Origin of the sequence: Arthrobacter humicola, from assembly GCF_022803015.1 — a bacterium.
GTDB classification, from domain to species: domain Bacteria; phylum Actinomycetota; class Actinomycetes; order Actinomycetales; family Micrococcaceae; genus Arthrobacter; species Arthrobacter humicola_A.
Map to the genome: position 1 here is coordinate 1 of NZ_JAFKON010000006.1, position 26,297 is coordinate 26,297.

Sequence of the window (26,297 nt, forward strand, 5' to 3'; positions counted from 1 at the left end):
CTAATGGTCTCGTGGGCTCGGAGATGTGTATAAGAGACAGGTCCCTGGCCGACCCGGCAGGGGGTGTCCCGGCGGTAACCGGTCTGAGGGCCACGGACGATGGCCGGCCCCGGCGGCGTCCGCCGCGCCCGGCCGTTCCGCTGCGTCCAATACTTCCGCTGCGCCGGCCGGTTCGGGGCGTTCCGCCATGGCCCGTTCCGGCGCTGAAGGTGCCGCAGGTGTAGGAGCTGTAGCTGCTGGCGCCGTAGCTGCCGGGGCTGTTTGTTCCCGCTCCGCTTCGGCGGTCCGTTCCGCCGCCGCCCGTTCCGCGGCCAGCTGACCGGTCCGTGCCAGGAGCCGTGCAGTCAGGTCCTCACTGGCCTCGGGCACGGCGGCGCCGCGGAGCTTCTCGAGGTACTGGCGTTCGCGCTGTTGCCGGGCGCGGCATTCGGCACATGCTTCCACGTGGTCGTGGCGGCCGGCGGCCCATTTCCGGGTAGCCCCGGGCCCGCACCAGAACTTGCAGCCTGGTGCTCCCAGTAAACGTCTCAGCAGACCCATTGACCGGTTCAGAGGAGGCCGGCGATGCGCGGCATCTTGAGCCGCGGCTTGAGGGACTGCTTGGCCGGCTGCGCCGGGCGCGGGTCGCGGTGCGCGAGCTTTTCACGGAGTATTGTCCGGCCGCGGTGAATCCGGGACCGGACGGTCCCGAGTTTGATGTCCAGCGCGGCGGCGACTTCGTCGTAGGAGAGCCCTTCGAGGTCGCACAGCACGACGGCGGCGCGGAAGTCGGGCGGAAGTTCCTCGAGCGCTGCCTGGACATCGACGTCGAGGTTGTTGAATTCGAAGCTTTGCTCCGGCCCGGGCTCCCGGCCCGGCAGCCGCGACTCGGCGTCGTCGGCCAAAGCGTCAAAGCGGATCCGGCTCTTGCGACGGGCCTGGTCCAGGAACAGGTTGGTGGTGATCCGGTGCAGCCAGCCATCGAGCGTGCCGGGCTTGAAGTTCTCGAGTGAACGGAACACCCGGACGAACACCTCTTGGGTGAGATCCTCGGCGTCGTACTTGTTTCCGGTCAGCCGGTACGCAAGGCGGTAGACCTTGGCGGAGTGGTTCGTCACCACTTCCTCCCAGGTCGGCCGGACCCATTCGGCTTCCGCCGCGGTCCGGGACTGGCCGGTTGAATCTGTTGCCTCAGTTGCCGGGACAGGTGCCAGAATCGACATCGTCCACTCCCCTCGTGGATGGTACCTACGCCTGAATTGTGCCTGCTTGCACAGGTTCCTGCACCATTCATTCGACGCCGATCACCACGCGGATGAGCGGATACCCATCATTTCAAAATAAGCTGGGAATTTCCTGATCCACCGCGGTCTTCCGCCGAAGGCAGAACGACCCCCTCCGGCCGGGGCCACGGTGCTGCCGCCTCCGCGTCCCGTCCCGCCGGACACAGTACGCTGTAGGGAACACTCCCCTGCCGCCCAGAAAGCGATATCCCATGAGCGCCGATAAGTCCACGAGCTGGTCCTATGCAGAAGATCTGCCTGCCGAGGATGAGGTCCTGTTGCACGCGCGCGAACGGTCCTTCGAGCTTGGCGTGACCCCGATCGGGCCCGGCGTGGGCGCCGTGCTGACGGTGCTGGCGGCGGCGTCCAAGGCACAGACCGCCGTGGAGATCGGCACCGGCGCGGGCGTGTCCGGCGTGTGCATCCTGCGCGGGCTGGGTCCGCAGGCTGTCCTGACCACTATCGACGTCGACGTCGAACACCTCAAGGCAGCGCGCGAAGCGTTCCAGGAGGCCGGCAGCCCCGCCAACCGCACCCGCACCATTTCTGGCCGGGCCGGGGATGTCCTGCCGCGGCTTACGGACGGCGCCTATGATCTCGTCTTCATTGACGCGGACAAACCGAACTACCCCAGCTACGTCGAACAGGCCGTGCGGCTGCTCAAATCCGGCGGGCTGCTGATCGTCAATGATGCCCTCGACAAGGACCGGGTCGCGAACCCGGCCGCCCGGGAAGCCACCACCGTGGTGTTGCGCCAGATCGGCAAGTCCATCCGCGACGACGACCGTCTCGCCTCCGCCATGCTGCCCACCGGAGACGGCCTGCTGATCGCGGTGAAGAAGTAGCAGCCAGGATTCACTAGCCCGGGTCCAAGGGGCGGGTACTGACAGCAAAGGGCGGGGTCCGCAGCCTAGTGGCCGGGACCCCGCCCTGTTGCGAAGCTCTTGGCGTGACGCTATTCGGTGACGCCGACGAGGCATTCCTTGAGGTTCGTCGCCTCAGCGGCATTGAGTTCGACTACAAGCCGCCCCCCGCCTTCGAGCGGAACACGCATGATCAGGCTTCGTCCCTCTTTCGTCACTTCCATAGGGCCGTCGCCGGTGCGTGGTTTCATTGCCGCCATAAGGAATATCCCCTCCATTAGTCCCTGACATACCAGCCCGGCCGGGCTGCGTCCGCTTGGCCAATCAAGCCGTCCGGCAGCGCTCCAGGAGGCTGCCGTGACCGGCAAACTCACAAATAAACCGCTTACAAACTGTGTGCTTCTTGTCCTTGCTTATCCTCTATTATCGCGTAACAATGCGCCCGTAGCTAATCGTTGGACTTTCCAGCGCGTCCCGCCAGGCCGGGCCGGCGCCGCGAAATGGTGCTGTGCGTCACGGCGGGTAGTCCCCTCCGCCCGGCAGTTGCGCCCACGCCCACAGCCACACAATCCAGACGATCTGCAGCAGCACGAACATGACCACCACGGTGCCCCGGTAGGCGCGGGAACGCGAGAGGAGGGCGGCGCTGAGTGCGAGCGGGAACAGCGGCAGCAGCATCCTGAACGTGCTGGTCTGGGGGTGCAGGAAGACCAGCAGGTAGCCCATATAGCAGCAGCACCAGAGCCTCAGCTCGGTGCCCAGGGCGACGACCGGCCGGGACATCATCAGCAGCGTGAACGCGGCAACGAACACGAAGGGAGCCAGCACGCCGAGCGTCGGCCCGAACAGCATGATGCCGGCGTCGAACCATGGCTTGAACGGCACCAGGTCATCGCCGCGCCATGCGGTTTCGGTCTTGGTGTAGGCGCCCGGATCGCCGGTCGCGGCCCAGGCGATGGCCGGCCACAGCAGGGCACCGATGCCGCTGACGGCGGTGAGCCCGCCCAGTGACCACAGCTCGGCGTTGCCGGGGAGGGCGACGCCGTCCCGGCGTTGCACTGTGACGCCCTGTGTCGCGGGGCTCTGATTCGTGGGGTGTTGTGCCGTGGGATGCTGCACAGCGCGGGTCTGCGCAGTATGGGTTTGCGCAGTGCGGGTTTTCGCAGTGAGGCGCTGCCAGAAACGGTAGAGCAGCAACAGGCCCATCATCGCGGCAAACGGCACACCGGTGGGCCGGGAAAGGCACATCAGGACCACAACGGGCATGGCCCACAGGTACCGGCGCTCCATGACGAGCAGCAGCGCGGCGCCGAGGAGCAGCAGGTTGAGGGATTCGGCGTAGGGCACCTGCAGCACCGGCGCCACCGGGAAAGCCGCCAGGAACACGGTCCCCCAGAGCGCCGTGAGGTGCGTGGCCCGGTGCCGGAAAATTCTGTACGCCACGAGGGCTGCACCCATTCCGGAGACCAGGGCGATGGCCGTCAGGGACCACGCCGGGCCCAAGCCTGTCAGCCCGGACAGCACCCGGCCCAGCACGGGAAACAGGGGGTAGAAGGCCCACGTGTTCTCCTGGACGGTGCCGGCGCCGTCGGTCGGCAGAAGCGCTGGGTACCCCGCCTGCAGCGCTTGGGCGTACCAGCGGGCATCCCAGATGTTGATGAAGTTCCAGTAGTCGGGCTTGGCGGGAAACCACGGATTCACGCCCTGGTGCAGGGCGGCGGCCATGAAGATGCAGGCGCTGACCAGCCTCGCGGCGATGTAGAGTCCGGCCACCTGCGCCCACCAGGGCCACCGCGCCATCGCGGCGCCCGCGGCGGCGATGCGGCTCCACAGGGCCGCGTTCAACCCCTGGGGCTTCCGGGCCTCAGGCGCCGCGACGGTCTTCGGGTCTTCCACGCGGCTCACGGACGCTGTTCGGTTGGCGGACGGAGGCGCTCCAGTTCCTCCCCGAGTGCCTCGATCTCCTGGTCCTTGGCGATGATCTGCTCCCGCAGGTCATCCAGGACCTGATCCACCTGGTCCATCCGGTAGCCGCGGAGTCCGACGGCGAAGCGCAGACGGTCAATGTCCGCCGCGGCCGCGCGCTCGGGCAGCAGGACCGGCGGCAGTGATGCGACCGGCTCGTCGAACCCGTCGTCAAAAGAACCGCCCGCACCGCCGTCCCGGCGGCGACGGAAGATTTTCGGTGCCAGGCCGGTGCCCAGGAGGACGGCGACGCCGATCAGCACAATCGCCAGGAAAACCAGGAAGAGACTCACTAGACCATCGTGCCAGAAGCCGGACGCCGGAGCGCTCAGGCGGACGGATCAGCCCCGCGTTCCCTTGATCTCCGCCGTGCCGGTCCCGTTGGTGGAGCCGCCGTTCGGGTTCCGGTGGCGCGCGGCGCCTTCCACGACCAGCTCGACCGCCCGCGCGGGGTCGTCCACCACCTGCACGAGGTCCAGGTCCTCAGCCGAGACCATTCCCTCCGCAACGAGGGTGTCCCGGACCCACTCGAGCATGGGGCTCCAGAAAGCGGTTCCCACCAGGACGATCGGGAAGGAAGTGACCTTGCGGGTTTGGACCAGGACCATGGCTTCGAAGAGCTCATCCAGGGTGCCGAGGCCGCCGGGGAGCACGATGAAGCCCTGGGCGTACTTGACGAACATGGTCTTGCGGGCGAAGAAGTACCGGAAGTTGATGCCCAGGTCCACCCACTGGTTCATGCCCTGCTCGAAGGGCAGTTCGATTCCGAGCCCCACGGAGACGCCGTTGCCCTGCACGGCGCCCATGTTGGCGGCCTCCATCGAGCCGGGGCCGCCGCCCGTAATCACGGCCAGTCCGGCCTCGGCCAGCCGACGTCCGACCTCGACGCCGAGTTCGTAGTACGGGCTCCCCGGCACGGTGCGGGCAGAACCGAAGACGCTGACTGCCGGACCGAGATCGGCCAGCGCGCCGAATCCTTCCACGAACTCGCTCTGGATCCGCAGCACGCGCCAGGGGTCGGTGTGGACGAACTGTCCCGGCCCTTTGGTGTCCAGCAAGGTCTGGTCGGACATCGTGACCTTGGCGGCCTTGCGGCGCAGCTCCAGCGGACCCTTGTGGCGGATTCCGTTGGGCGCCGGTGTGCTCCGGGCCTCCCGGGCCGGCTTTCCGGCGGGGTTCTGTTCCGGGTTCTGCTCGAGGTTTTGCTTGGGGCCGTGCTGCGGATCGGTACTCATGCCCATAGGCTAGCGCGGAACTCGGCCGCCGCCGCGTCGGCGCGTCGGCGCCGCACGGCCGCAAGCGCCTGCCGACGCCGTTCGCCGAGGTCAACGGCGAATGTCCGACGCAGTCCGGCAAAGGGACCTGACGTGCAGGTATCTCTTGAATCACGATCTGCACCAAAATGAGTGATTGCCGTCATATCTGGTCAATCTTCGCTAGATTCGTACTATGACTACTCAAGTGCCCGGCGATGCCCTCGTCTCCCTGAAGGCCGTGAACAAGCATTACGGCCAGCTGCACGTCCTGAAGGACATCAACCTGAACGTCCGCAAGGGTGAAGTTGTTGTTGTCATCGGCCCCTCGGGTTCCGGCAAGTCGACGCTCTGCCGCGCCATCAACCGCCTCGAGACCATCGACGACGGCGACATCAGGATCGATGGCAAGGAACTGCCCGAGGAGGGCAAGGAACTGGCCAAGCTGCGCGCCGACGTCGGCATGGTCTTCCAGTCGTTCAATCTGTTCGCCCACAAGACCATTCTGGAAAACGTCACCCTCGGCCCCATCAAGGTCAAGGGCGTTGCCAAGTCCGAGGCCGACAAGGACGCCATGGCCCTCCTGGAGCGGGTCGGCGTCGGGCATCAGGCCCCCAAACTTCCGGCCCAGCTCTCCGGCGGCCAACAGCAGCGCGTTGCCATCGCCCGCGCCCTGGCCATGAAGCCCAAGGTGATGCTCTTCGATGAGCCCACCTCGGCTCTTGACCCGGAAATGATCAACGAGGTCCTGGACGTCATGGTCCAGCTCGCCAAGGAGGGGATGACCATGATCGTGGTCACCCACGAGATGGGCTTCGCCCGCAAGGCGGCCGACCGCGTCGTGTTCATGGCCGACGGCCAGATCGTTGAGGACGCGACCCCCGAGGAATTCTTCAACAACCCCAAGAGCAGCCGGGCCAAGGATTTCCTGTCCAAGCTGCTGACACACTGACCGACTACGTTTTCGCACCCTGGCTGCCGGACGGCGGCCGCACAATGAAAGGAATGTCATGATGGCATTTTTGACCCGAAGGAAATCCCTTCTGGTTGCCGCTTCCGCAGCACTGGCACTCAGCCTGAGCGCCTGTGGCGGCAGCTCCTCCACTACCACCAACCCGCCCGTGGCCGAGAAGCCGAGCTTTCCTGCCGATTCCACCATGGCCAAGCTTTCATCCGCGGGCAAGATCACCATCGGCACCAAGTTCGACCAGCCGCTCTTCGGCCAGAAGGGCCTCGACGGCAAGCCCGTCGGCTTCGACGTCGAAATCGGCAAGCTGATGGCTGCCAAGCTGGGCATTCCCGCCGACAAGATCGAATGGGTCGAAACTGTCTCCGCCAACCGCGAGCAGTTCCTCAAGCAGGGCAAGGTGGACATGATCGTCGCCACCTACACCATCAACGACAAGCGCAAGGCCGAAGTCGACTTCGCCGGACCGTACTACGAGGCCGGACAGGCGCTCATGGTGAACAAGGACAACAACTCCATCACCAAGCCCGAAGACGTCAAGGGCAAGAACGTCTGCTCCGTGACCGGCTCCACGCCAGCCTCGACGATCGTGGAGAAGTACGGAGCCGTCCTGGTTCCGGCCGCGACCTACTCAGCCTGCCTGGAACCGCTGCGGAACCACCAGGTTGAAGCCGTCACCACCGACAACGTCATCCTGGCCGGTTTCGTGTCCAAGGAACCGGACGCCTTCAAGCTGGCATCGGATCAGACCTTCACCAAGGAGCCCTACGGCATCGGCCTGAAGAAGGACGACACCGCCTTCCGCACGTGGGTCAATGACCAGCTGGAGGCCTCCGACAAGGACGGGTCCTACAAGAAGGCCTGGGAAGACACCGCCGGCACGGTCATCAAGACCACGCCCGCGCTTCCCACGATCGACCGCTACTAGCCGGCTGTGGCGGCTGCCGGACCGCGGATTTTCCGCGGCCCGACGGCCGCCACTCCCGTCTTTCGCCTGGAATCCCCTCAACGCAGCTGAAGGAACTTATGGACGTCATCATTGAAAACCTCCCCCAGTATTGGGACGGTTTTCTCCGAACCCTTTTCCTGTCCCTGATCTCGGGGATTATCGCCTTGGTCTTCGGCACCATCCTGGCTGCCGCCCGTGTCTCGCCCGTCGCCGCGCTGCGTGGCTTCAGCATGACGTACGTCGAGATCGTCCGGAACACCCCGCTGACCATCGCGTTCTTCTTCGCAGCAGTGGTTCTGCCCCGCCTCGGCGTCACGTTCCAGCAGTTCGAGGTCGCCGCCATCATCGCCCTGAGCGCCTACACCTCGGCCTTCATTGCCGAGGCAGTGCGCTCCGGCGTCAACAGTGTCCCGGTGGGCCAGGCGGAGGCCGCCCGCAGCATCGGCATGCAGTTCACCCAGGTGCTCTCGCTGATCATCCTGCCGCAGGCCCTGCGCACCGTGATCCCGCCGTTGATCAACATTCTGATCGCCCTGGTCAAGAACTCTTCTGTGGCCGGCGCGTTCTATGTGTTGGAACTGTTCGGCCAGGGCAAGCAGCTGGCCAATGCCAACGGCGACGCCGTCATGTGGGTTCTGGTCGGCATCGCATTCTTCTACCTGCTGATAACCATCCCGCTTGGCTACCTCGCCAGCGTCGTTGAACGAAAGGTGGCGATCGCACGATGAGCTCCGTTCTCTATGACGTCCCCGGCCCCAAAGCCCGCCGGGTCTCGCTGATCGGCTCCATCATCGGCGTGATCGTGATCGGCGGCCTCCTCGTCCTGGCAGTCGTGACCCTGGCCCAGCAGGGAATCTTCGACCCCAAACGCTGGGCGGTCTTCCAGCTTCCCGAGGTCTGGGCCCTGATCGCCGCCGGCATCGGCGCCACGCTGGCCGCCGCGGCCGTGTCGGCCGTGATTGCCTTCCCGCTGGGCCTGCTCCTGTGCCTGATGCGCATCTCGGACAACGCCTGGATCAGGGTGCCCACCCGGATCGTGCTTGAATTCCTGCGCGGCATGCCCGTTGTGCTCATGATGCTGTTCGTGCTGCTCGTCTTTGCCACCAGCTCGTTCATCGCCGTCGTGGCCGGCCTGGTCCTTTACAACTCGGCGATTTTCGCCGAGATCATCCGCGCCGGCGTCCAGTCGCTGCCCAAGGGCCAGCGTGAGGCCGGCCTGGCGATCGGCCTGACGAGCTTCCAGTGCCGGCTGACCATCGAGCTGCCGCAGGCCATCCGGCGCATGCTGCCGTCCTTGGTCGCGCAGCTCGTGGTGCTGCTGAAGGACACGTCGCTCGGCTACATCGTCGCCTACGGCGAGCTGCTCCGGGCCGTGCAGGTCATGGCGGACTTCCTGGGTCCGCAGTACCTGTTCCCGGTGTTCTTCGTGGCCGCGGCCATCTACATCGCGATCGACCTGGCGGTCTCCCGCCTGGCCATCTGGCTCGAACGCCGCGGCTCCAAGCGCGCCGCCGGCGGCGTGGCGCACGTGCCGGTCGCCGGTATTCCGGCCGCCAAGTAAGCCGTCCCACCCACAAAGGGTCCGGAACCTCACGGAGGTTCCGGACCCTTTGTGCGTTACTTGTGTCCTGGGCGTTGGTTCCTGGGCGTTGCTTCCTAGGCTTTGCTAGGCGCTCAGCCAGGTCCGCAGCGCCCGCAGGCATTCGCGGATGGCGTCCGCTTCGACGTGTTCGTTGTCCTTGTGCGCCAGCAGAGCATCGCCGGGTCCAAAGTTCACCGCGGGGATGCCCAGTTCACTGAAGCGTGCGACGTCGGTCCAGCCGTACTTGGGCTTCGGCTCCGCGCCGACGGCGGCGACGAAGGACGCCGCCGCGGGGTGGTTCAGGCCCGGCCGCGCGCCGGCCGCGCTGTCGGTGCGCACGACGTCGAATCCGTCCAGCAGTTCGCGCACGACGGCTTCGGCTCCGTCCGGGGTCTTGTCCGGCGCGAAGCGGTAGTTGATTTCCACGACGCACTTGTCCGGGATGACGTTTCCGGCCGTGCCGCCGTGGATCTTCACGGCGTTGAGGCTTTCGCGGTAGTCCAGGCCGTCAACCGTCACGGTCTGCGGCTCATACGCCGCCAGCCGGGCCAGGACCGGGGCCGCGGCGTGGATGGCATTGCTGCCCATCCAGGCCCGGGCCGAGTGGGCAGCCTCGCCGTTCGTGGTCACTTCGAAGCGGCTGGTGCCGTTGCAGCCGCCCTCCACCGTCCCGTCGGTCGGCTCGAGCAGGATCGCGAAGTCCCCGCCGAGCAGGGAGCCGTGATTGCGCACCAGACGGCCCAGGCCGCTCTTCACGGCCTCGACCTCCTCGTGGTCGTAGAAGACGAACGTGACGTCCTTGCCTGGTTCCGCCCCGCCGTCGAACATGGTGGCCGCCAGCGCCAGCTGCACGGCGACGCCGCCCTTCATGTCAGTGGCGCCGCGGCCGTAGAGGATCCCCTCTCCCGGGGCCCCGGAGGGCCAATACGCCGGCACGGTCCCCAGCGAGCCCTCGGTGGTGGGCAACGGCACGGTGTCCAGGTGGCCGGCCAGGATGACGCGCTCGGCCCGGCCCAGGTTGGTGCGGGCGATGATCGAATCGCCGTCGCGGACCAGCTCCAGCTGCGGCAGCTGGCGGAGGGCATGCTCCACGGCGTCGGCCAGGACCCCCTCGTTGCCGGAGACGCTGTTGATGTCGATCAGGGCGGCCGTGAGCAGGGCGACGTCCTGGCGGAGGTCCAGATGGACCGGTGTGCGGACAGGGACGCTGGCGGTGGCACTGGCAGGGGTGCGCGGGTTCGTGGGGGTCACCGTTCCACCTTATCTGTTGCCTCCCCGTCCCACCTGAGTCGCTGCCGGGGCCGTTTCCAGGCGTCAAGTGGCCCCTGCAGCGTGCCAATCGGGTTGTCATGAGTTTCAGCGCCCGAGGGGCCTCTCGTTAGACTTGGGCCATGACTGAAACTGCTGCTTCCGCTGTGCCCGCCGACGCCCGCTCCGACGCTCGTTCTGACGCCCGCTCTGCCTATGGCTACGGGGTGGCCACCGTGTCCACCCGCAACGGTGACGCGACCGTGCTGGACGTGTGGTTTCCGGCGCCGGCGCTCGGAGTCGCCGCGAAACACCTGCGTGACGTGGAGAACGCGGACCAGTCGCTGATCGACATCGCCGCCAGCGGCACTGACCCGGACCGGGGCACCGAGCAGATAGTTGTCTACGTCCAGATCAACCTGGATGCGGCACCCGCGGACACGGCGGACGCCTACCTTCGCCTGCACCTGCTCTCCCACCGGCTCGTCCAGCCCAACACCATCAACCTTGACGGCATCTTCGGCAAGCTTCCCAACGTGGTGTGGACCAACTTCGGCCCCGCAGCCGTGGAAGACTTCGAGCTGACACGGGCGCGCCTGCGCAAGCGCGGCGCCGTCACGGTGTTCGGCGTGGACAAGTTCCCGCGCATGGTGGACTACGTCGTTCCCTCCGGCGTCCGGATCGCCGACGCCGACCGGGTCCGGCTCGGTGCGCACCTGGCCGAAGGCACCACGGTCATGCACGAGGGCTTCGTGAACTTCAATGCCGGAACTCTGGGTACCTCCATGGTCGAGGGCCGGATCTCGGCCGGCGTCGTCACCGGCGACGGGTCCGACGTCGGCGGCGGGGCCTCGATCATGGGAACCCTCTCCGGCGGCGGCAAGGAAAAGATCTCCCTCGGCGAGCGGGTCCTCCTCGGCGCCAATTCCGGTGTGGGCATCAGCATCGGTGACGACTCGGTGGTGGAGGCAGGCCTCTACGTCACCGCCGGCACCCGTGTGCGCGTGATCGGCCCCAAGGACGCCGACGGCGAAGACACCAGCCGGATCGTCAAGGCCGTGGACCTTTCCGGCGTTCCGAACCTGCTCTTCCGCCGCAATTCCACCACTGGTGAGGTTGAGGTCCTCCCCCGCAAGGGCCAGACGGTGGAGCTCAACGAGGCCCTGCACGCCAACTGACCGCACCGGCTGGTACGGTATGGCGGGCGGCGAAGACCGCGCCGGCGGGGCCGACCCGCCCCGACGAAAAAGCCGATGACGCAGCCCGCAGGGGCCTGAGGGAGTATTTTCGTGGCACGACGAGGGAGCTGGCGGCGCCGGATCGTCCTTCTGCTGACCCTTGCGATGGTCGCGGGCGGCATCTACACCGCGGTGGCGTTCCTGCAGCGGTCGGAGACGTTGATCACCGAACGCTGCACGGCCACGGGCAGCGGAGGCGAGGACCTCTCCACCGACCAGGCGGCCAACGCTGCCCTCATCACCGCCGTCGCGGTCCGGAGGGGACTTCCGGCCCGGGCCGCCAGCATAGCGCTGGCCACCTCGATGCAGGAATCCAAACTACGCAACATCGGCCATGGCGACCAGGCCGGTCCCGACTCCCGCGGACTGTTCCAGCAGCGGCCGTCCCAGGGCTGGGGCACCACGGCGCAGGTGATGGACCCGTACCACGCCAGCAATGCGTTCTACGATGCGCTCGTCGAGGTTTCCGGGTACGAGTCGCTCGACATCACCGTTGCCGCCCAGCGCGTCCAGCGCTCCGCGTACCCGGAGGCCTACGCCCAGCATGAGGTGATGGCCCGCGCCTTCGCCTCCGCCCTGAGCGGGCAGACGCCCGCGGGCCTGGACTGCTCGCTGCGCTCCCCCGACGCCGCCGGGAATCCTGCCGCCGTCACCGCAGGGCTGACCGCTGCTCTCGGGGACGTGACGGCATCCACCGACGGCCGGACCTTGCTCGTGGAGGCCGAAGGAACCCAGGCCTGGGCTGTGGGCCAGTGGGCCGTGGCCAACGCCAAGGAGCTCGAAATCACCAGCGTGGAGGTCGACGGCCGCGCCTGGAACCGGCAGTCCCGCGACGGCTGGCAGCCTGCCCAAGTCCCGGCCGGCCAGGTCAGGGTAACCGTCGCCGACGCCCCCGGCACCTGACCGCTCCCGGGGGCAGTTGCAACGGGGCAGCCGCTACCGGGGTCAGCCGCGACCGGGCGGGCTCAGACGAGGAGATCGACCACTGGCTGCACGTAGCTGCGGAACAGCTCCGGCTGGGACAACAGCTCGTGGCTCATGATGATTTTATCGGGCTCGAGATACCAGGCCCGCGGCTCCGCAAGCGGGAGCTCGATGATCGTCAGGCCGAAATCCTTTGAAGCCCGTCCCACGTCAAGCAGCCGGTCCTCCACCATGTCGGCCAGCAGCTCGTTGTTGCCGTTGGCTTCGCGCTCCGCCTCAAGGGTCCCGTATTCCGCGAGGCGTTCCCGTGCCCACGTCAAAGCGGCCCCGAAGTGGGCCTGCAGCACGCGCCGGAGGGCCGGCGAATTGCTGAACGCACGGAAGCCCGGAGGGGAGAGCTCGGGGGACATTTCCGGGTGGTCTTTCAGCAGCTGTTCCCACCAGGCCTCCCATTCGGTCTTGAGCGCAGCCGGGCCGCCAACCTCGGCGATCAGGTGGGAGTGGTCCGAGGCGCGGATCTTCGGTGCCGCATGGCAGAGCGCCGGGTGTCCCGCGGTGTCCAAACCGGCGGCGTCACGAACGTAGAGGGCAATGAGCATGGGACCAGAAGTATCCATCGTGATCCGCCAGCCTGGTCCGCCGGTGTGGTGCATCCAATTGCCTCCTTGGCAAGACGTACGATCTCAGTCTATTCCTGTTGTTATGAGGCGTTAACGGCTGGCTGCCCGGCCGCCAGCCGTCGGTTCAGGCCCTCCAGGTGGGCTTCGAGGACATCCCTGCACATCACGGCCGTCATCCACTCGGGCTGCAGGAGGGCGTGCATCGTCAGACCGTCCAGGACTGCCAGCAGCAGTTCCGCTTCGGTGACGAGCACCTGCTGGTCGAGGCCGGCCGCGTGGTCGGCGTCAACGCCTTCAGCCTCGGCCAGGCCCAGGATGAGCCCGCCCACGACGGCGGCCACCGCCCGGTGGCTGCGGTCGGCCTCGGCGGCCAGGAAAGGCCTTGTCCGGGCGGCATTCTTGAAGGCCATCCAGACGCAGGCATCAACCGCCCGTTGCTCGTCCAGCGGAAGAAACTCACCCAGCAGTGCCAGGACGGCCGCATGCTGCTCCCCCGACGCCGCCGGCGCATCGTCCAGCAGGGAGTCCGCGTCGGTGAGGCGGCCGACGATTCGGTCCACCACCACGGCGAACGCGTGGGTCAACAGCTCGTCGCTGCTGGCGAAATAGTGCCGCACCGAGCCGACGGCCAGCTGCGCTTCATCAGCAACCTCCCGCAGCGAGGCCCGCTCGAGGCCATCCGTTGCGATGATCCTGAAGACTGCGTCAACTATTTCCTGGCGCCGGATGACGGCGTCGACAAATTTAGGCACTGGTCTTTTTTAGCACGTACGTGCCGCGGCCGCCCCGGGCCACACCGGTCCCGGCGGGGACGTGGCGCGGGTCACAGCGGCTCGGTGCCCCCGCAAGTACGACGCCGGCCGCGCACCTCAGCAAAAGGTGCGCGGCCGGCGTCGTACTGTCTATCACGCGCGCCGTGGCCGGCGGGCGGGCTACAGCGAGGGGTAGTTGCGTTCCGGTTCGCCGACGTAGAGCTGGCGCGGGCGGCCGATCTTCGTGTTGGGGTCGCTGATCATCTCGCGCCACTGGGCGATCCAGCCCGGCAGGCGCCCGATGGCGAACAGCACGGTGAACATCTTCTCCGGGAAACCCATGGCCTTGTAGATCAGGCCGGTGTAGAAGTCCACGTTGGGGTAGAGCTTGCGCTGGATGAAGTAGTCATCGCCCAGGGCTTTCTCTTCAAGGCGCATGGCGATGTCGAGCAGCTCGTCGTTTCCGCCGAGCTTGCTCAGGACTTCGTGCGCCGTGGCCTTGATGATCTTGGCGCGCGGGTCGTAGTTCTTGTAGACGCGGTGCCCGAAGCCCATGAGGCGGACGCCGTCTTCCTTGTTCTTGACTTTCTCCATGTAGTCCTCGGGCTTGATGCCGTCGGCCTGGATCTGGCGCAGCATCTTCAGGACGGCCTCGTTGGCACCGCCGTGGGCGGGGCCGAAGAGGGCGTTGATGCCGGCGGAGACGGAGGCGAACAGGTTCGCGTTTGAGGAACCGACCAGGCGGACGGTCGACGTCGAACAGTTCTGCTCATGGTCGGCGTGCAGGATCAGGAGCAGGTCCAGGGCCTTGGCGATGACCGGGTCCACCTCGTACTGCTCGGCCGGCAGGCCAAAGCTCAGGCGCAGGAAGTTCTCCACCAGGTTCATCGAGTTGTCCGGGTACAGCATGGGCTGCCCGATCGACTTCTTGTGGGCGTAGGCGGCGATGACCGGCATCTTGGCCATGAGGCGGATGGTGGACACCTCCACCTGCTCGGCGTTGAACGGATCCAGCGAGTCCTGGTAGAACGTCGACAGCGCCGACACGGCCGAGGACAGCACCGGCATCGGGTGGGCGTCACGGGGGAAGCCGCTGAAGAAGCCCTTGAGCTCCTCGTGCAGCAGGGTGTGGTGGCGGATCCGCTGGTCGAAGGACTCCAGCTCGGTGGGGGTCGGCAGGTTGCCGTAGATCAGCAGGTAGGAGACTTCCAGGAAGCTCGAGTGCTGGGCCAGCTGCTCGATCGGGTAGCCGCGGTAGCGCAGGATGCCGGCGTCACCATCGATGTAGGTGATGGCCGAGGTGGTGGCCGCGGTGTTCATGAAACCGGGGTCGAAGGCGACGGCGCCGGTCTGCTTCAGCAGCTTGGAAACGTCGTAGCCTTCGTTCCCTTCTACAACCTTGATGCGCGGGAGTTCGAGTTCGCCGCCGGCATGGCGCAGGGTTGCGCTGGTGGTTTCAGTCATGGAGTCTCCTCATGAGGCATCGGGGCCTCTGTCGAAAGCTGGTCCAACATCTGGTGAAGCTGCCCGCGGATCCTGTGCGGACAGGATTTCCAAAGGCCGCGCTGCCTTCTTGTGGAAAGCCACCATTGATCGTCAGTTAAAAAGTACCTTCACTTCGCGGGTGGCACTAATCCGGGGGGCCCGCAAAAGGCCAAAAACACGCCACATGTGGTACGCGTCACAGCATTGTTACGCTTCCGGGTCCAGCCGCGAGACGGCGGCGTCGATCCTTTCGTCGCTGGCGGTCAGCGCCACCCGGATGAACCCGTTGCCGGCGTCGCCGTAGAAGACCCCGGGGCCGACGACGACTCCGCGGTCCGCGAGCCGGCCCACGGTGTCCCACGTCGCCTCGCCGGCGGTGGCCCAGAGATAAAGCCCCGCCCTCGATTCATGGATTGTCAGGCCGAAACCCTCCAGCGCGGGCACGATCCGTTCCCGCCGGCCCCGGTACAGGTCCTTCTGGGCCTGGACGTGGGCATCGTTGCCGAGGGCCACGCGCATGGCTTCCTGGACCGGATAGGGCACAATCATCCCGGCGTGCTTGCGGCTGTTGACCAGGTTTGCCATGATCACCGGATCACCGGCGACAAATGCCGCCCGGTAGCCGGCCACGTTGGACTGCTTGCTCAGCGAATAGACGGCGAGCAGGCCATCGTGGGAGCCTTCTGCGACCTGCGGATCCAGGACGCTCGGGACCGGGGCGCCGCCACGCTGGACGTCCCACTCCCCCCAGCCGAGCTCGGCGTAGCATTCATCGGACGCGACGACGGCGCCGAGCTCGCGGGTCTGCCGGACGATCCGCCGCAGCGACGCGATGTCCCGGACGCTGCCGGTGGGGTTGGCCGGTGAATTGACCCAGACCAGGCGCACGCGGGCCCGGGTGCCGGCGTCGAGCTCGTCAAGGTCGTCCGCGGCGACCTGCTCCGCGCCGGCGAAGGTGGCCCCGATGTCATAGGTGGGGTACGCAACCGTGGGCCGGACGACGACGTCGCCCGGCTTCAGGCCGAGCAGGAACGGCAGCCACGCGACGAGTTCCTTGGAACCCACCGTTGGCATCACATTCTGCGGGTCGAGCCCGGGTACGCCGCGCCGGCGCGCAAACCAGCCGGCGATGGCTTCCCGCAGGGCCGGCGTCCCGTGCACTGTGGGATAGCCGGGAGCGTCCGCGGCGGCGCGCAGTGCGTCCTGGATGAGGGCCGGCGTCGCGTCCACCGGGGTTCCGATGGAAAGGTTGACGGCTCCTGCCGGGTGCCGGGCTGCCGTGGCGAGATACGGCGCCATGGCCTCCCACGGGTAATCGGGCAGGCTCAGGCCGAAGGTGCGCACCGCAGATGTCACCGTAGCGCCGTCCTAGTTCTCTTGGTTCTGCGGCGGCAGGGCGGCGATCATGGGGTGGTCGGTGTGGGTGTTCCCAACCTTCGCGGCGCCGCCCGGGGACCCGAGTTCGTCGAAGAACTCGACGTTGGCCTTGTAGTAGTCAGCCCATTCTTCGGGGGTGTCGTCCTCGTAGTAGATCGCCTCCACGGGGCAGACCGGCTCACAGGCACCGCAGTCCACGCACTCGTCGGGGTGGATGTACAGGGAACGCTCACCCTCGTAAATGCAATCGACGGGGCACTCCTCAATACATGCCTTGTCTTTGACATCTACACACGGCTGCGCGATTACGTACGTCACGTCCCTGGCCTCTCCACGTTGGTTCCGGCGACCGGCCGGATGATTTCCAGGCCCTGAGCCGGGCTGCTGACTTCTGAGCCTATTATCTCCCAGCCTGTTCCCGCGAACCTAGCCGGACGTCACACATGCTCCGCGTCTTACGATGATCTGATGAGTTCGCCTTTGCCCTTGCCCCAGCAGTTCCTCTCCTCAGCCCCGCTCGGCACCCGCGTTGTGGTCCGGTACAGGATCGAGGGCGGCCTGACGGATGCCCTCGGCGAGCTCGTGGAACGCGCCGACGGCGTATGCACCGTCCGCACCCGCCGCTCCGACGTCGTCATTGCCCTCCCCCTTGTCGTGGCAGCCAAGGAAGTCCCGCCGCCCCCGCCTCGCCGCGCCCCACGGGTGCAGGAGCCCTGACGGGCGGTCCCGGGGTGGGCGCCTCGGTGGTTGTGCCGAGGGGACATGCCCTCCGCACCACCCGACCAGTGGACATGCCCTCCCTTGCTGGCCAACCACGCACATGCCCAGCCCCGCCCACGGCGACCACTGGACATGCCCTCCCCTGCTGGCCAACCACGCAGATGCCCAGCCCCACCCCCGGCCACCAATGGACATTCCCTCTCCTTGCTGCAGGAGATGGACATTTCGGCTCCATGCTCATCGCCGCCACCCAGCGCGGGACATGTCCAGTGGTGAATCGACGGAGCAAGGGACATGTCCAGTGGTAAATCGACGGAGCAAGGGACATGTTCAGTGGTAAACCAGCAGAACAAGGGACATGTCCAGTGGTAAACCAGCAGAACAAGGGACATGTCCAGTGGTAAACCAGCGGAACAAGGGACATGTCCAGTGGTGAATCGAAAGAGCACGGGACAATTTCCGCGGTGGCTGGGCGCGGTGCAGGATCAGAGTGCAGGACCACAGTGCCGAACCGTATCGCAAGGGCGAACGAAGCTGGACGTGGAGTCTGACTCTAGGCGGCCGCAGACAGACGGTTCAGGGCATCGCGGACCATAGTGATGAAATCCTCGGGGTGGTCCCTCAGCAGCGGGTACGTCACAACAAGAGTCGGGATTCCCCGGCGCGTGGTGACGTTCCAACGCCGCCGGTCTTCCTCGAAGCTGGCCCTGTCCATGTGGAATCCCGCCCCGTCGGTCTCGATGCCGAGACGGCCGTCGACCATCAGGTCCAGGTGTCCCATTCCTGGAACGTTGACCTGCGATTCAATATGGAAGCCGGCCCGCCGCAGCAGGAACCGGGCCAGGCACTCAATGAGTGACTGCGACTGCGGGACAATCGCCGACACGATCCGGCGTTCCCGGGTGTCGTTCCGGCCATCGAGCCGCTGACGCAACGCACCCAGCGGGAGTCCCTTCAGCACGACGGCGGATTCGGCGATGATCAGCCCGTAAGGTTCGGGTAGGCAGCGCAAGCATTGGATGACCGTGGCCAGGAGGGTCGGCGGCGCGGGCGCCCTGTGGCAGACGAAGCCCTGGTAGCTCCTGCTGTGGGTGAGGGCAACGTGCGGCTGGGCCGGGGCTTCAAGGACCCACAGCCCGCTGAATTGTGCCGCGGTGATGCACGCCGGTTCCGCCGGAAGCGAGCGTATGGCGATCAGCTGCTCGTCTGCACCGGGCAACGCATAGACGCCGCGGGCCACCCGGGACACGGTTCCCGAGGCCATCGCGGACTTGAGCTGAAAATCGGAGACCCCCGCGGCGGCAATGTATTTGGCGCGGGCGACGCCGTCGTAATTCGAGAGCACCTCGATGATGTTGGCCATTCACCCATGGTGGAGCCGCACTCTGCGCCCTGGAAGCCGGATCCTGCACTATGTGGAAAACTGCACCGGCCGGATGGGGGCGGTGGCGGACAGGTCCGACCCTGGGGGCGGGGCATGTCCCGCGCACCAACCCGGGGCCGGACATAATGCCATTGCGCCCACTCGAGCTATCAAAAAATGGGCATGTCCCGTGGGGAGCCGGGCAGGGCGGTCCGGTCCTGGCCCGTCGTCACCGGTCCTGGCCGCTCGGCCTCCTGTAGCGCCGGCACCAGGCGAGCATGGCCACGGTGATGCCTGCGATGCCGAAGACCCAGATATTGCCCGCGGCGTCGCCGATGACCAGGCGCTTGCCCGCTTCCAGGGTGGACCACCAGCCAATCAGCGCGTAGCAGAGGACTCCGCAAGCCGCCGTCGGGGTGACAGAACGGAATGCCGCTCCCAGCCACAGCTGGACCGAGCCCAGCAGCACGAGCGCAGCGACGGAGCCCCACGGGACGTCCACTCCGCCCAGGACCAGATCGTGGCGGTGCAGGGCGGTGCCGGCCAGGGCAACAAAAAGAGCTGCCGGCACGGCGGCGGCAATGCCGCCTGCCGTACCGGCAGCTCTCTTAATCACGTTGTGGCTGAAGCCCGGAGACCGGGATCAGACCTTGGCGCGGGCGCGGTTGGCCTTGGCACGCTCGTTGGTGTCCAGGATGACCTTGCGGATGCGGATTGAATCCGGGGTAACCTCAACGCACTCGTCTTCGCGGGCAAATTCGAGGGACTCTTCGAGGGTCAGGTCGCGCGGGGGCGTCAGGTTCTCGAAGGTGTCCGAGGAAGCTGCACGCATGTTGGTGAGCTTCTTTTCCTTCGTGATGTTCACGTCCATGTCGTCGGCGCGGGAGTTCTCGCCCACGATCATGCCCTCGTACACCTCGGAGGTGGGCTTGACGAAGAAGGATCCGCGTTCCTGCAGGTTGATCATGGCGAACGGGGTCACAACACCGGCGCGGTCGGCGATCATCGAACCGTTGGTGCGGTATTCGATGGGGCCGGCCCACGGCTCGTAGCCTTCAGATATGGAGGCGGCGATGCCGGCGCCGCGGGTGTCCGTGAGGAACTTGGTGCGGAACCCGATCAGGCCGCGGGCCGGAACGATGAACTCCATGCGGCACCAGCCGGTGCCGTGGTTGGCCATGTTGGTCATGCGGCCCTTGCGGGCGGCCATCAGCTGGGTGACGGCGCCGAGGTACTCTTCGGGCACGTCGATGGTCATGTGTTCCATCGGCTCGTGGACCTTGCCGTCGACGGTCTTGGTAACCACCTGCGGCTTGCCGACGGTCAGCTCAAAGCCTTCGCGACGCATCTGCTCGACCAGGATGGCCAGTGCAAGCTCGCCACGGCCCTGGACTTCCCAGGCGTCGGGACGCTCGGTGGGGAGAACCTTGATGGAGACGTTACCGATCAGTTCCTTGTCGAGGCGGTCCTTGACCTGGCGGGCCGTGACCTTGGCGCCCTTGACCTTGCCGGCCAGCGGCGAGGTGTTGATACCGATGGTCATGGAGATGGCCGGGTCGTCAACAGTGATCAGCGGCAGCGGCTGCGGGTTCTCGGCGTCGGTCAGGGTCTCACCGATGGTGATCTCCTCGATGCCGGCGACGGCGACGATCTCGCCCGGGCCAGCGGACTCAGCGGGGACGCGGTCCAGGGCCTTGGTCGCGAGAAGTTCGGTGATCTTGACGTTCTTGAGCTCGCCATTGGCGCGTGCCCAGGCCACGGTCTGGCCCTTGCGCAGGGTGCCGTTGTAGATGCGCAGCAGCGCCAGGCGGCCCAGGAACGGTGAGGCGTCCAGGTTGGTGACGTGTGCCTGCAGGACACCGTTCGGGTTGTAGGTCGGGGCCGGGATGTGCTCGATGATGGCCCGGAAGAGCGGCTCGAGGTCTTCGTTTTCCGGGGCGCTGCCGTCGGCGGGCTGCTCGAGGGAGGCGCGGCCGACCTTAGCGGCGGCGTAAACAACCGGCACGTTCAGGATCTTGTCCAGGTCGAGGTCCGGGACTTCGTCGGCGAGGTCGGAGGCCAGGCCCAGGAGCAGGTCCATGGATTCGTGGACAACTTCTTCGATCCGCGCGTCGGGGCGGTCGGTCTTGTTGACCAGGAGGATCACGGGCAGGTGCGCGGCGAGGGCCTTGCGCAGCACGAAGCGGGTCTGGGGCAGCGGGCCCTCAGAGGCATCGACGAGGAGGACGACGCCGTCGACCATGGACAGGCCGCGCTCGACCTCGCCACCGAAGTCGGCGTGGCCGGGGGTGTCGATGACGTTGATGGTGATGGTTTCGCCGTTGGAGGACGGTCCGTTGTAGGCCACCGTGGTGTTCTTGGCCAGGATGGTGATGCCCTTTTCGCGCTCCAGGTCACCGGAGTCCATGACGCGGTCTTCGAGGTGGTTGTGCTCGGCAAAGGAGTTGGTCTGCTTGAGCATGGCGTCGACCAGCGTGGTCTTGCCGTGGTCAACGTGGGCCACGATCGCGACGTTGCGCAGGTCACTGCGCGATGCAGTGGCTACCGCGGTGTTGGTGGTGGTTTCAGACATGCGTTATTGCTCGATTCAGTGGTGAAGTCAGCTGTGGTATCGCGACATTTCCAACCGGAACGCACGACAGATAAGTCCCTTTGGCACAGGGCACCTACTACCATTCTAAACGCTAGGTCATTTATTGGCCTAAAATGCGGATCGGCGACCAGCGTCCGCGCTGTCGCCAGAGCAGGACGGGCGCACGGAAGTGGTCTATTACGTGTGAGTAAAGTCACTGGATTTTCCAGCGCCCATGCACCATCATTGCTCTGATAGCAGCAAGCAAGCCCGGAGACATTCATGCGAAACGCCTCGGCCCTGTCCCGCTTCGTCGCAATGATGATCGCCACCGGCGTCGTTCTTGGCGGCTGCGGACAGACCTCTTATTCACCTGCCCCCGACGCGGGCTCTTCCGACGCGGGCTCTTCCGACGCGGGCTCTTCCGACGCGGGATCATCAGAGGCGGGAGCTGTGGGCACGCCGCTGAGCGGCGGCGGGGCCGGAGCGGCCGTCGGCGCGGGAGTGCCGGTCGCGGCCGGGTCCGCGGCGAAGACGCGCATCGGGTCCACCATCGACCCCGCCGCTCTGCCGAGCGGCTCGACCTACCGCAATCCTGCCAACGGCCGCAACGAGATCATCGTCAAGGACACCAGCAATGTCGCCGTGCTGATTGGCGACTCGCAATCGGAACCTTCCTACGGCTGGCCCAGGCAAGGTCTGGCCGCTGCTGGGTACAAAGTCTTCTTCTGTGGCCGGGGCGGCACCGGTTTCGTGGCGTCCAACGGCAGGACCGGCAACTACATCGACGCGCTTCAGCGCGGCGACTGGAAACTCCCGTACGGCACTCCTCCCCTCGTGGTGATCGAAGGCGGCGGGAACGATGCCGCACGCGGCGCCTCCGACGCGCAGATCGTCTCCAACGCGGAACGGCTGATCGCCAGCATCCAGCAGCGTTACCCCGCGGCCCGGATACTCATGGTCGGCACACTCGGGCGCGGCGCCCACTACGGCGGAGGACGCCGGAGCGAGGTGGACGCGCTTCTGGGGCGGGTGGCGGACCAGCACGGGCTGCCGTTCGTCAGCGCAGGCGACTGGCTCACCCGGTACAACCTGACGGGCTCGATGGCGGACCGGGTCCACCTGAACCGGCAGGGCCACGCGGCCCTGGGCGCCGTTTTCGGCCAGCGGCTGCAGTCACTGGGGTTTGACTACGCTGACCCCGCCATGCTCGCCGGTTTGTCCCACTAACGCAGGTTTGTCCCACCGGCGCACGTCCCACCGGTGCAGGCACCGCCAGCGCAGGACGGCCACAGCACAACAAAGGAGCCGGTGTCCGCCTCGAGGGGAGGACACCGGCTCCTGTACTGCCAGCTGCCAAGCGCTGCTGGCGGCGGGCTTATTCAAGCCCTCAGGAAGCGGCCGCTCAGGCCACGTCCATTTCCGGCGGCAGCATGAGGCCGGCGCCGGGGATGGCGTTGAGCAGCGCCCGGGTGTAGTCCTGCTGCGGCGACTCGAAGACGTCGTCCGTCGAGCCCGTTTCCACCAGCTTGCCCTTCTCCATGACGCACACGCGGTCAGCGATCTGCCGGACCACCGCGAGGTCGTGGGTGATGAACAGGTAGGTCAGGCCGAGCCGGGTCTGCAGTTCGGCGAGCAAGTTCAGCACCTGCGCCTGTACCAGCACATCCAGTGCCGAGACGGCCTCGTCGCAGATGATCACTTCGGGGTCCAGCGCCAGGGCGCGGGCGATCGCGACCCGCTGGCGCTGGCCGCCGGAGAGCTCGTTGGGGTACCGCTGCATGGTGGACTGCGGCAGCGCCACCTGGTCCAGCAGCTCCCGGACCTTCTTCTCGCGGCTGGCCTTGTCCCCGATCTTGTGGGTCCGCAGCGGTTCCTCGATGGTCCGGAAGATGTTGTACATCGGGTCCAGGGAACCGTACGGGTCCTGGAAGATCGGCTGTACCCGGCGCCTGAAGGCGAAGAGCTCCTTGCTGTTCAGCGTGGAGGTGTCCACGCCGTCGAAGATGATCTTGCCGGAGGTCGGCGTCAGGAGGTTCAGGACCATCTGCGCCACCGTGGACTTGCCGGAACCCGACTCCCCCACGATCGCCGTCGTGGTTCCCCGCTTGACGTTGAAGGAGATGTCGTCGACGGCGGTGAAGTCCGTGGACTTGCCCAGGCCAGAACGCAGCTTGAAGACCTTCCTGAGGTTCTGGATCTGCAGGACGTCGTCGGACTTGGCCGGCTCAACCACGCCGGTCTCGCTCGGGGCGAGCATGTCGTCGGTTTCCACGCCGAGTTCCTTGGCCGCCTGGATGCGCCGGGACGCCAGCGACGGCGCCGAGGCAACCAGCCGCTGGGTGTACGGATGCTGCGGGTTCTGCAGCAGCTCCAGTGAGGGCCCGGACTCGACAACCTGGCCGCGGTACATGACCACCACCTGGTCGGCACGCTCGGCGGCGAGGCCGAGGTCGTGCGTGATCAGCAGCACCGCGGTGCCCAGCTCCGTGGTCATCTTGTCCAGGTGATCGAGGATCTGGCGCTGCACGGTCACGTCGAGCGCCGAGGTCGGCTCGTCCGCGATGAGCAGGCGCGGCTGGCAGGCGAGCCCGATCGCGATCAGCGCGCGCTGGCGCATGCCGCCGGAGAACTCGTGGGGGTACTGCTTGGCGCGGCTGCCGGCGTCGGGCAGCCCTGCCTGGGACAGGACCTTGGCGACGTCGTCGGGGCCGCTCGGGAGTCCGTTGGCCTTCAGCGTCTCGCGGACCTGGTCGCCGATCTTCCACACCGGGTTGAGGTTGGACATCGGGTCCTGCGGGACCATTCCGATGCTGTTGCCGCGCAGTTCGATCATCCGCTTTTCGCTGGCGTTGGAGATGTCCTCGCCATCGAACAGGATCTGGCCTGCCGCGACCCGCCCGTTGCCCGGGAGCAGGCCGATAGCAGCCAGCGCGGTGGTGGACTTGCCGGAGCCCGACTCGCCCACAATCGCGACGGTTTCGCCCGGCATGACGGTGAGATGGGCGTTGCGGACGGCGTTGACCTCGCCGTTGCTGGTGGTGAACCCGATGGCCAGGTCCTTGATTTCAAGCAGCGGGCGCTCAGTGGCGTACTCAGCTTCCTGGAAGTCAACAGAGGCGCTCATGGTGTCCCCTTTCATCGCTTGCGGGCTTTGGGATCGAGGGCATCACGCAGGGCGTCGCCCAGCATGATGAAGCTCAGGACGGTGATGGACAGCGCGATGGCCGGGTAGAGCAGCGGCATCGGGTTGGAGCGGAGCGAGGCCTGAGCCGCCTGGATGTCGTTGCCCCAGGACATGACGCTGGGCGGCAGCCCGATGCCCAGGAAGGACAGCGTCGATTCGGCCACGATGAACGTGCCCAGGGAGATGGTGGCCACGACGATGATCGGGGCCAGCGAGTTCGGCATCACGTGACGCATGAGGGCGCCGAACTTCGAGACGCCCAGCGACCGGGCGGCCGTGACGAAGTCGGCGTTCCGGACCTCGATGACGGCGCCGCGGGTAATGCGGGCAATCTGCGGCCAGCCGAAGATGACCAGGATGAGCACGAGGGTCCACACGGTCTTGTTCGTACGGAACATCGGCAGCTGCATCATCACGATCGCGCCCAGGATCAGGGGCAGGGCGAAGAAGATGTCATTGATGCGGGCCAGGACCGAGTCGATCCAGCCGCCGTAATAGCCGGCGACGGCACCCAGGATGCCGCCGATCAGCAGCACTCCGATGGTGGTGAAGAGGCCCACCGTCACCGAGGACCGCGTACCGAAGATGACACGGGCGTAGACGTCGCAGCCCTGCTGGGTGAAGCCCAGCGGGTGGCCCGCGGCGGGGCCCGCGTCGGAGTTGGCCAACTGGCAGGCCTCCGACGTGGGGTCGATCTGCGAGAACATTCCCGGGAAGACGGAGACCGCGACGACCACCAGGATCAGGAACGCGGAGATGAGGAAGAGCGGCTGCTTGCGCAGGTTCTTCCAGGCCTCGCCCCACAGGCTCAGCGGTGCGGCTTCGTCCTTGACCCGGTCCGTTACCTGGAGCGGGGTCTCGGAGACATCGGCCACGAAGTGCTCGGTCCGGCGGGCCGGGCGGCGGGAATCGGCGTGCCGTGCGGTGGTGGTGTAATCAGGAGTCATAACGGATCCTCGGGTCAAGCCAGCCGTAAAGCAGGTCAACGAGCAGGTTGGACAGGCAGTAGATCAGCACCAGGACGGTGACGATCGAGACCACCGTGGGCCCTTCCCCGGACAGCACGGCCCGGTAGAGCCGGTTGCCTACGCCCGGGACGTTGAAGATGCCCTCAGTGACGATTGCGCCGCCCATCAAGGCACCGAGGTCGGCGCCCAGGAACGTAATGACGGGAATCAGGGAGTTGCGCAGGATGTGCACGCGGACCACCTGGAACCGGGAGAGGCCCTTGGCGGTGGCGGTGCGGACGTAGTCGGCGTTCATGTTTTCGATGACGGACGTGCGGGTCAGGCGCAGGACATAGGCGAACGATCCCAGTCCCAGCACGATCGCCGGCAGGATGAGGTCCGGGATGGTCGCCGCGGAGCTGACGGTCGGCTTGGCCCAGCCGAGCTGGACTCCGATGGTGAACTGCAGCAGGAAGCCCAGGACGAAGATCGGGATGCCGATCACGACCAGGGACGCGACCAGGACCGTGGCGTCAAAGAGCTTGCCCTTGCGCAGGCCGGCGATGAGGCCGAAGACGATGCCGAAAAAGGCCTCGAAGATCAGCGCCATGATGGCCAGCCGCGCCGTGACGGGGAAGACCTCGCCGAGCACAGCGGCGATGGGGCGTCCGGAGAAGTCCTGGCCGAGGTCGAACGTGAAGATGCTCTTGAGGTAAAGCAGGTATTGCATCCAGAACGGCTGGTCCAGGTGGTACTGCATGCGCAGCTTGGCTGCGACCGCCTCGTTCACCGGCTTGTCGCCGAACAGGGCCACGATGGGGTCACCGGGCAGGCTGAAGACCAGGAAATAGACCAGCAGTGTTGCGCCCAGGAAGACGGGAATCAGTTGCAGGAAACGCTTGAGGATGTATGTCGACATCAGCGAGTCACACCCTCGTTGGCAGGCATCCTGTCCAGGGATGCGGCGGAGTTGTTCATCAAAGAACCTTTTCACTATGGATGCAGGCCGGCGCCGGTTTGCTC

The 26,297-nt window shown here is 66.4% G+C and carries 26 protein-coding genes; 9 read left to right on the plus strand and 17 right to left on the minus strand.

The window, feature by feature from the left end; genetic code table 11:
* Positions 1–548: 548 nt before the first annotated feature.
* Entirely contained in the window at positions 549–1,202 is a 654-nt protein-coding gene (gene sigE / locus ARTB_RS12800) for an RNA polymerase sigma factor SigE (protein WP_028275673.1), read from the minus strand.
* Between the two features lie 272 nt (positions 1,203–1,474).
* On the opposite strand from sigE, the gene ARTB_RS12805 reads away from it, so the two are divergent.
* Positions 1,475–2,107, plus strand: coding sequence for an O-methyltransferase (locus ARTB_RS12805; RefSeq protein WP_018773821.1), 633 nt, complete (start codon positions 1,475–1,477; stop codon positions 2,105–2,107).
* Positions 2,108–2,217: 110 nt separating this feature from the next.
* Here ARTB_RS12805 and ARTB_RS12810 read toward each other — a convergent pair whose 3' ends face one another.
* The 4 genes from ARTB_RS12810 to ARTB_RS12825 form a co-directional block, all read right to left on the minus strand.
* A complete protein-coding gene (locus ARTB_RS12810; RefSeq protein ID WP_079550332.1) occupies positions 2,218–2,385 on the minus strand; it encodes a DUF3117 domain-containing protein in 168 nt (55 codons plus the stop codon).
* Positions 2,386–2,638: 253 nt separating this feature from the next.
* Positions 2,639–4,030 (minus strand): hypothetical protein, encoded by a 1,392-nt coding sequence (locus ARTB_RS12815; protein ID WP_439954128.1) that lies wholly within the window; start codon positions 4,028–4,030, stop codon positions 2,639–2,641.
* Complete coding sequence (locus ARTB_RS12820) at positions 4,027–4,383, minus strand: DivIVA domain-containing protein (RefSeq protein ID WP_243180926.1); 357 nt, start codon at positions 4,381–4,383, stop codon at positions 4,027–4,029. Before ARTB_RS12820 ends, ARTB_RS12815 begins: the two co-directional genes overlap by 4 nt.
* Positions 4,384–4,431: 48 nt before the next feature.
* Entirely contained in the window at positions 4,432–5,163 is a 732-nt protein-coding gene (locus ARTB_RS12825) for a TIGR00730 family Rossman fold protein (RefSeq protein ID WP_439954132.1), read from the minus strand.
* Positions 5,164–5,539: 376 nt separating this feature from the next.
* Between ARTB_RS12825 and ARTB_RS12830 the strand changes: the two genes are divergently transcribed.
* The 4 genes from ARTB_RS12830 to ARTB_RS12845 all read left to right on the plus strand — a co-directional run bounded on the left by ARTB_RS12830 (position 5,540) and on the right by ARTB_RS12845 (position 8,820).
* A complete protein-coding gene (locus ARTB_RS12830; RefSeq protein ID WP_243180931.1) occupies positions 5,540–6,295 on the plus strand; it encodes an amino acid ABC transporter ATP-binding protein in 756 nt (251 codons plus the stop codon).
* A gap of 58 nt (positions 6,296–6,353) precedes the next feature.
* Positions 6,354–7,238: a glutamate ABC transporter substrate-binding protein gene (locus ARTB_RS12835; RefSeq protein WP_243180934.1), complete on the plus strand. Its 885-nt coding sequence runs from the start codon at positions 6,354–6,356 to the stop codon at positions 7,236–7,238.
* A 98-nt stretch (positions 7,239–7,336) separates the two neighbouring features.
* Positions 7,337–7,987, plus strand: coding sequence for an amino acid ABC transporter permease (locus tag ARTB_RS12840; RefSeq protein ID WP_028275680.1), 651 nt, complete (start codon positions 7,337–7,339; stop codon positions 7,985–7,987).
* Positions 7,984–8,820, plus strand: a complete 837-nt coding sequence (locus ARTB_RS12845) for an amino acid ABC transporter permease (protein ID WP_223913897.1) — start codon at positions 7,984–7,986, stop codon at positions 8,818–8,820. Before ARTB_RS12840 ends, ARTB_RS12845 begins: the two co-directional genes overlap by 4 nt.
* Positions 8,821–8,925: 105 nt before the next feature.
* Here ARTB_RS12845 and dapE read toward each other — a convergent pair whose 3' ends face one another.
* Complete coding sequence (dapE, locus tag ARTB_RS12850; RefSeq protein WP_243181144.1) at positions 8,926–10,023, minus strand: succinyl-diaminopimelate desuccinylase; 1,098 nt, start codon at positions 10,021–10,023, stop codon at positions 8,926–8,928.
* Positions 10,024–10,232: 209 nt separating this feature from the next.
* Here dapE and dapD point away from each other — a divergent pair, with 209 nt between their 5' ends.
* Both dapD and ARTB_RS12860 read left to right on the plus strand, forming a co-directional pair.
* The gene (gene dapD / locus ARTB_RS12855) at positions 10,233–11,267 is read left to right on the plus strand and encodes a 2,3,4,5-tetrahydropyridine-2,6-dicarboxylate N-succinyltransferase (protein WP_243180936.1); all 1,035 of its coding nucleotides are present in this window, start codon (positions 10,233–10,235) and stop codon (positions 11,265–11,267) included.
* A gap of 111 nt (positions 11,268–11,378) precedes the next feature.
* Positions 11,379–12,230 (plus strand): hypothetical protein, encoded by an 852-nt coding sequence (locus ARTB_RS12860; RefSeq protein ID WP_439954129.1) that lies wholly within the window; start codon positions 11,379–11,381, stop codon positions 12,228–12,230.
* A 62-nt stretch (positions 12,231–12,292) separates the two neighbouring features.
* Here ARTB_RS12860 and ARTB_RS12865 read toward each other — a convergent pair whose 3' ends face one another.
* The 5 genes from ARTB_RS12865 to fdxA form a co-directional block, all read right to left on the minus strand.
* Positions 12,293–12,904 (minus strand): hypothetical protein, encoded by a 612-nt coding sequence (locus tag ARTB_RS12865; RefSeq protein ID WP_028275685.1) that lies wholly within the window; start codon positions 12,902–12,904, stop codon positions 12,293–12,295.
* Positions 12,905–12,951: 47 nt separating this feature from the next.
* Complete coding sequence (locus ARTB_RS12870) at positions 12,952–13,623, minus strand: TetR/AcrR family transcriptional regulator (RefSeq protein WP_243180938.1); 672 nt, start codon at positions 13,621–13,623, stop codon at positions 12,952–12,954.
* Between the two features lie 180 nt (positions 13,624–13,803).
* The gene (locus ARTB_RS12875; RefSeq protein WP_028275687.1) at positions 13,804–15,087 is read right to left on the minus strand and encodes a citrate synthase; all 1,284 of its coding nucleotides are present in this window, start codon (positions 15,085–15,087) and stop codon (positions 13,804–13,806) included.
* A gap of 228 nt (positions 15,088–15,315) precedes the next feature.
* Entirely contained in the window at positions 15,316–16,464 is a 1,149-nt protein-coding gene (gene dapC / locus ARTB_RS12880) for a succinyldiaminopimelate transaminase (RefSeq protein WP_308197239.1), read from the minus strand.
* Positions 16,465–16,476: 12 nt separating this feature from the next.
* Complete coding sequence (gene fdxA / locus ARTB_RS12885; RefSeq protein WP_028275689.1) at positions 16,477–16,803, minus strand: ferredoxin; 327 nt, start codon at positions 16,801–16,803, stop codon at positions 16,477–16,479.
* A gap of 150 nt (positions 16,804–16,953) precedes the next feature.
* Here fdxA and ARTB_RS12890 point away from each other — a divergent pair, with 150 nt between their 5' ends.
* The gene (locus ARTB_RS12890) at positions 16,954–17,202 is read left to right on the plus strand and encodes a putative acetyltransferase (protein WP_043434852.1); all 249 of its coding nucleotides are present in this window, start codon (positions 16,954–16,956) and stop codon (positions 17,200–17,202) included.
* A gap of 556 nt (positions 17,203–17,758) precedes the next feature.
* Here the strand turns inward: ARTB_RS12890 and ARTB_RS12895 are convergent.
* The 3 genes from ARTB_RS12895 to typA form a co-directional block, all read right to left on the minus strand.
* Positions 17,759–18,568, minus strand: a complete 810-nt coding sequence (locus ARTB_RS12895) for a type IV toxin-antitoxin system AbiEi family antitoxin domain-containing protein (protein WP_243180940.1) — start codon at positions 18,566–18,568, stop codon at positions 17,759–17,761.
* A gap of 229 nt (positions 18,569–18,797) precedes the next feature.
* Positions 18,798–19,184 carry a hypothetical protein gene (locus tag ARTB_RS12900; protein ID WP_243180942.1) on the minus strand — a complete coding sequence of 129 codons (387 nt, stop codon included), beginning with the start codon at positions 19,182–19,184 and terminating at the stop codon, positions 18,798–18,800.
* Between the two features lie 27 nt (positions 19,185–19,211).
* On the minus strand, positions 19,212–21,140 hold the full coding sequence (gene typA, locus ARTB_RS12905; protein ID WP_079550304.1) for a translational GTPase TypA: 1,929 nt from the start codon (positions 21,138–21,140) through the stop codon (positions 19,212–19,214).
* Positions 21,141–21,422: 282 nt separating this feature from the next.
* On the opposite strand from typA, the gene ARTB_RS12910 reads away from it, so the two are divergent.
* Entirely contained in the window at positions 21,423–22,370 is a 948-nt protein-coding gene (locus tag ARTB_RS12910) for an SGNH/GDSL hydrolase family protein (RefSeq protein WP_243180944.1), read from the plus strand.
* Positions 22,371–22,545: 175 nt separating this feature from the next.
* Here the strand turns inward: ARTB_RS12910 and ARTB_RS12915 are convergent, their stop codons facing one another.
* From ARTB_RS12915 to ARTB_RS12925, 3 genes are read right to left on the minus strand one after another with little or no spacing between them, the layout of a single operon-like run.
* Positions 22,546–24,267, minus strand: a complete 1,722-nt coding sequence (locus tag ARTB_RS12915; protein ID WP_243180945.1) for an ABC transporter ATP-binding protein — start codon at positions 24,265–24,267, stop codon at positions 22,546–22,548.
* 11 nt (positions 24,268–24,278) lie between these two features.
* Positions 24,279–25,274, minus strand: a complete 996-nt coding sequence (locus ARTB_RS12920) for an ABC transporter permease (RefSeq protein ID WP_028275695.1) — start codon at positions 25,272–25,274, stop codon at positions 24,279–24,281.
* Entirely contained in the window at positions 25,264–26,193 is a 930-nt protein-coding gene (locus ARTB_RS12925) for an ABC transporter permease (RefSeq protein WP_018773796.1), read from the minus strand. The genes ARTB_RS12920 and ARTB_RS12925 overlap by 11 nt, the downstream gene beginning before the upstream one ends.
* Between the last annotated feature and the right edge of the window lie 104 nt (positions 26,194–26,297).

Bases quoted from the DNA above. Each gene is read 5' to 3' on its own strand.
- sigE (WP_028275673.1), bottom strand. From the start codon at position 1,202: ATGTCGATTCTGGCACCTGTCCCGGCAACTGAGGCAACAGATTCAACC.
- ARTB_RS12805 (WP_018773821.1), top strand. From the start codon at position 1,475: ATGAGCGCCGATAAGTCCACGAGCTGGTCCTATGCAGAAGATCTGCCT.
- ARTB_RS12810 (WP_079550332.1), bottom strand. From the start codon at position 2,385: ATGGCGGCAATGAAACCACGCACCGGCGACGGCCCTATGGAAGTGACG.
- ARTB_RS12825 (WP_439954132.1), bottom strand. From the start codon at position 5,163: ATGTCCGACCAGACCTTGCTGGACACCAAAGGGCCGGGACAGTTCGTC.
- ARTB_RS12830 (WP_243180931.1), top strand. From the start codon at position 5,540: ATGACTACTCAAGTGCCCGGCGATGCCCTCGTCTCCCTGAAGGCCGTG.
- ARTB_RS12835 (WP_243180934.1), top strand. From the start codon at position 6,354: ATGATGGCATTTTTGACCCGAAGGAAATCCCTTCTGGTTGCCGCTTCC.
- ARTB_RS12840 (WP_028275680.1), top strand. From the start codon at position 7,337: ATGGACGTCATCATTGAAAACCTCCCCCAGTATTGGGACGGTTTTCTC.
- ARTB_RS12845 (WP_223913897.1), top strand. From the start codon at position 7,984: ATGAGCTCCGTTCTCTATGACGTCCCCGGCCCCAAAGCCCGCCGGGTC.
- dapD (WP_243180936.1), top strand. From the start codon at position 10,233: ATGACTGAAACTGCTGCTTCCGCTGTGCCCGCCGACGCCCGCTCCGAC.
- ARTB_RS12865 (WP_028275685.1), bottom strand. From the start codon at position 12,904: ATGCACCACACCGGCGGACCAGGCTGGCGGATCACGATGGATACTTCT.
- ARTB_RS12875 (WP_028275687.1), bottom strand. From the start codon at position 15,087: ATGACTGAAACCACCAGCGCAACCCTGCGCCATGCCGGCGGCGAACTC.
- ARTB_RS12890 (WP_043434852.1), top strand. From the start codon at position 16,954: ATGAGTTCGCCTTTGCCCTTGCCCCAGCAGTTCCTCTCCTCAGCCCCG.
- ARTB_RS12895 (WP_243180940.1), bottom strand. From the start codon at position 18,568: ATGGCCAACATCATCGAGGTGCTCTCGAATTACGACGGCGTCGCCCGC.
- typA (WP_079550304.1), bottom strand. From the start codon at position 21,140: ATGTCTGAAACCACCACCAACACCGCGGTAGCCACTGCATCGCGCAGT.
- ARTB_RS12910 (WP_243180944.1), top strand. From the start codon at position 21,423: ATGCGAAACGCCTCGGCCCTGTCCCGCTTCGTCGCAATGATGATCGCC.
- ARTB_RS12915 (WP_243180945.1), bottom strand. From the start codon at position 24,267: ATGAGCGCCTCTGTTGACTTCCAGGAAGCTGAGTACGCCACTGAGCGC.
- ARTB_RS12920 (WP_028275695.1), bottom strand. From the start codon at position 25,274: ATGACTCCTGATTACACCACCACCGCACGGCACGCCGATTCCCGCCGC.
- ARTB_RS12925 (WP_018773796.1), bottom strand. From the start codon at position 26,193: ATGTCGACATACATCCTCAAGCGTTTCCTGCAACTGATTCCCGTCTTC.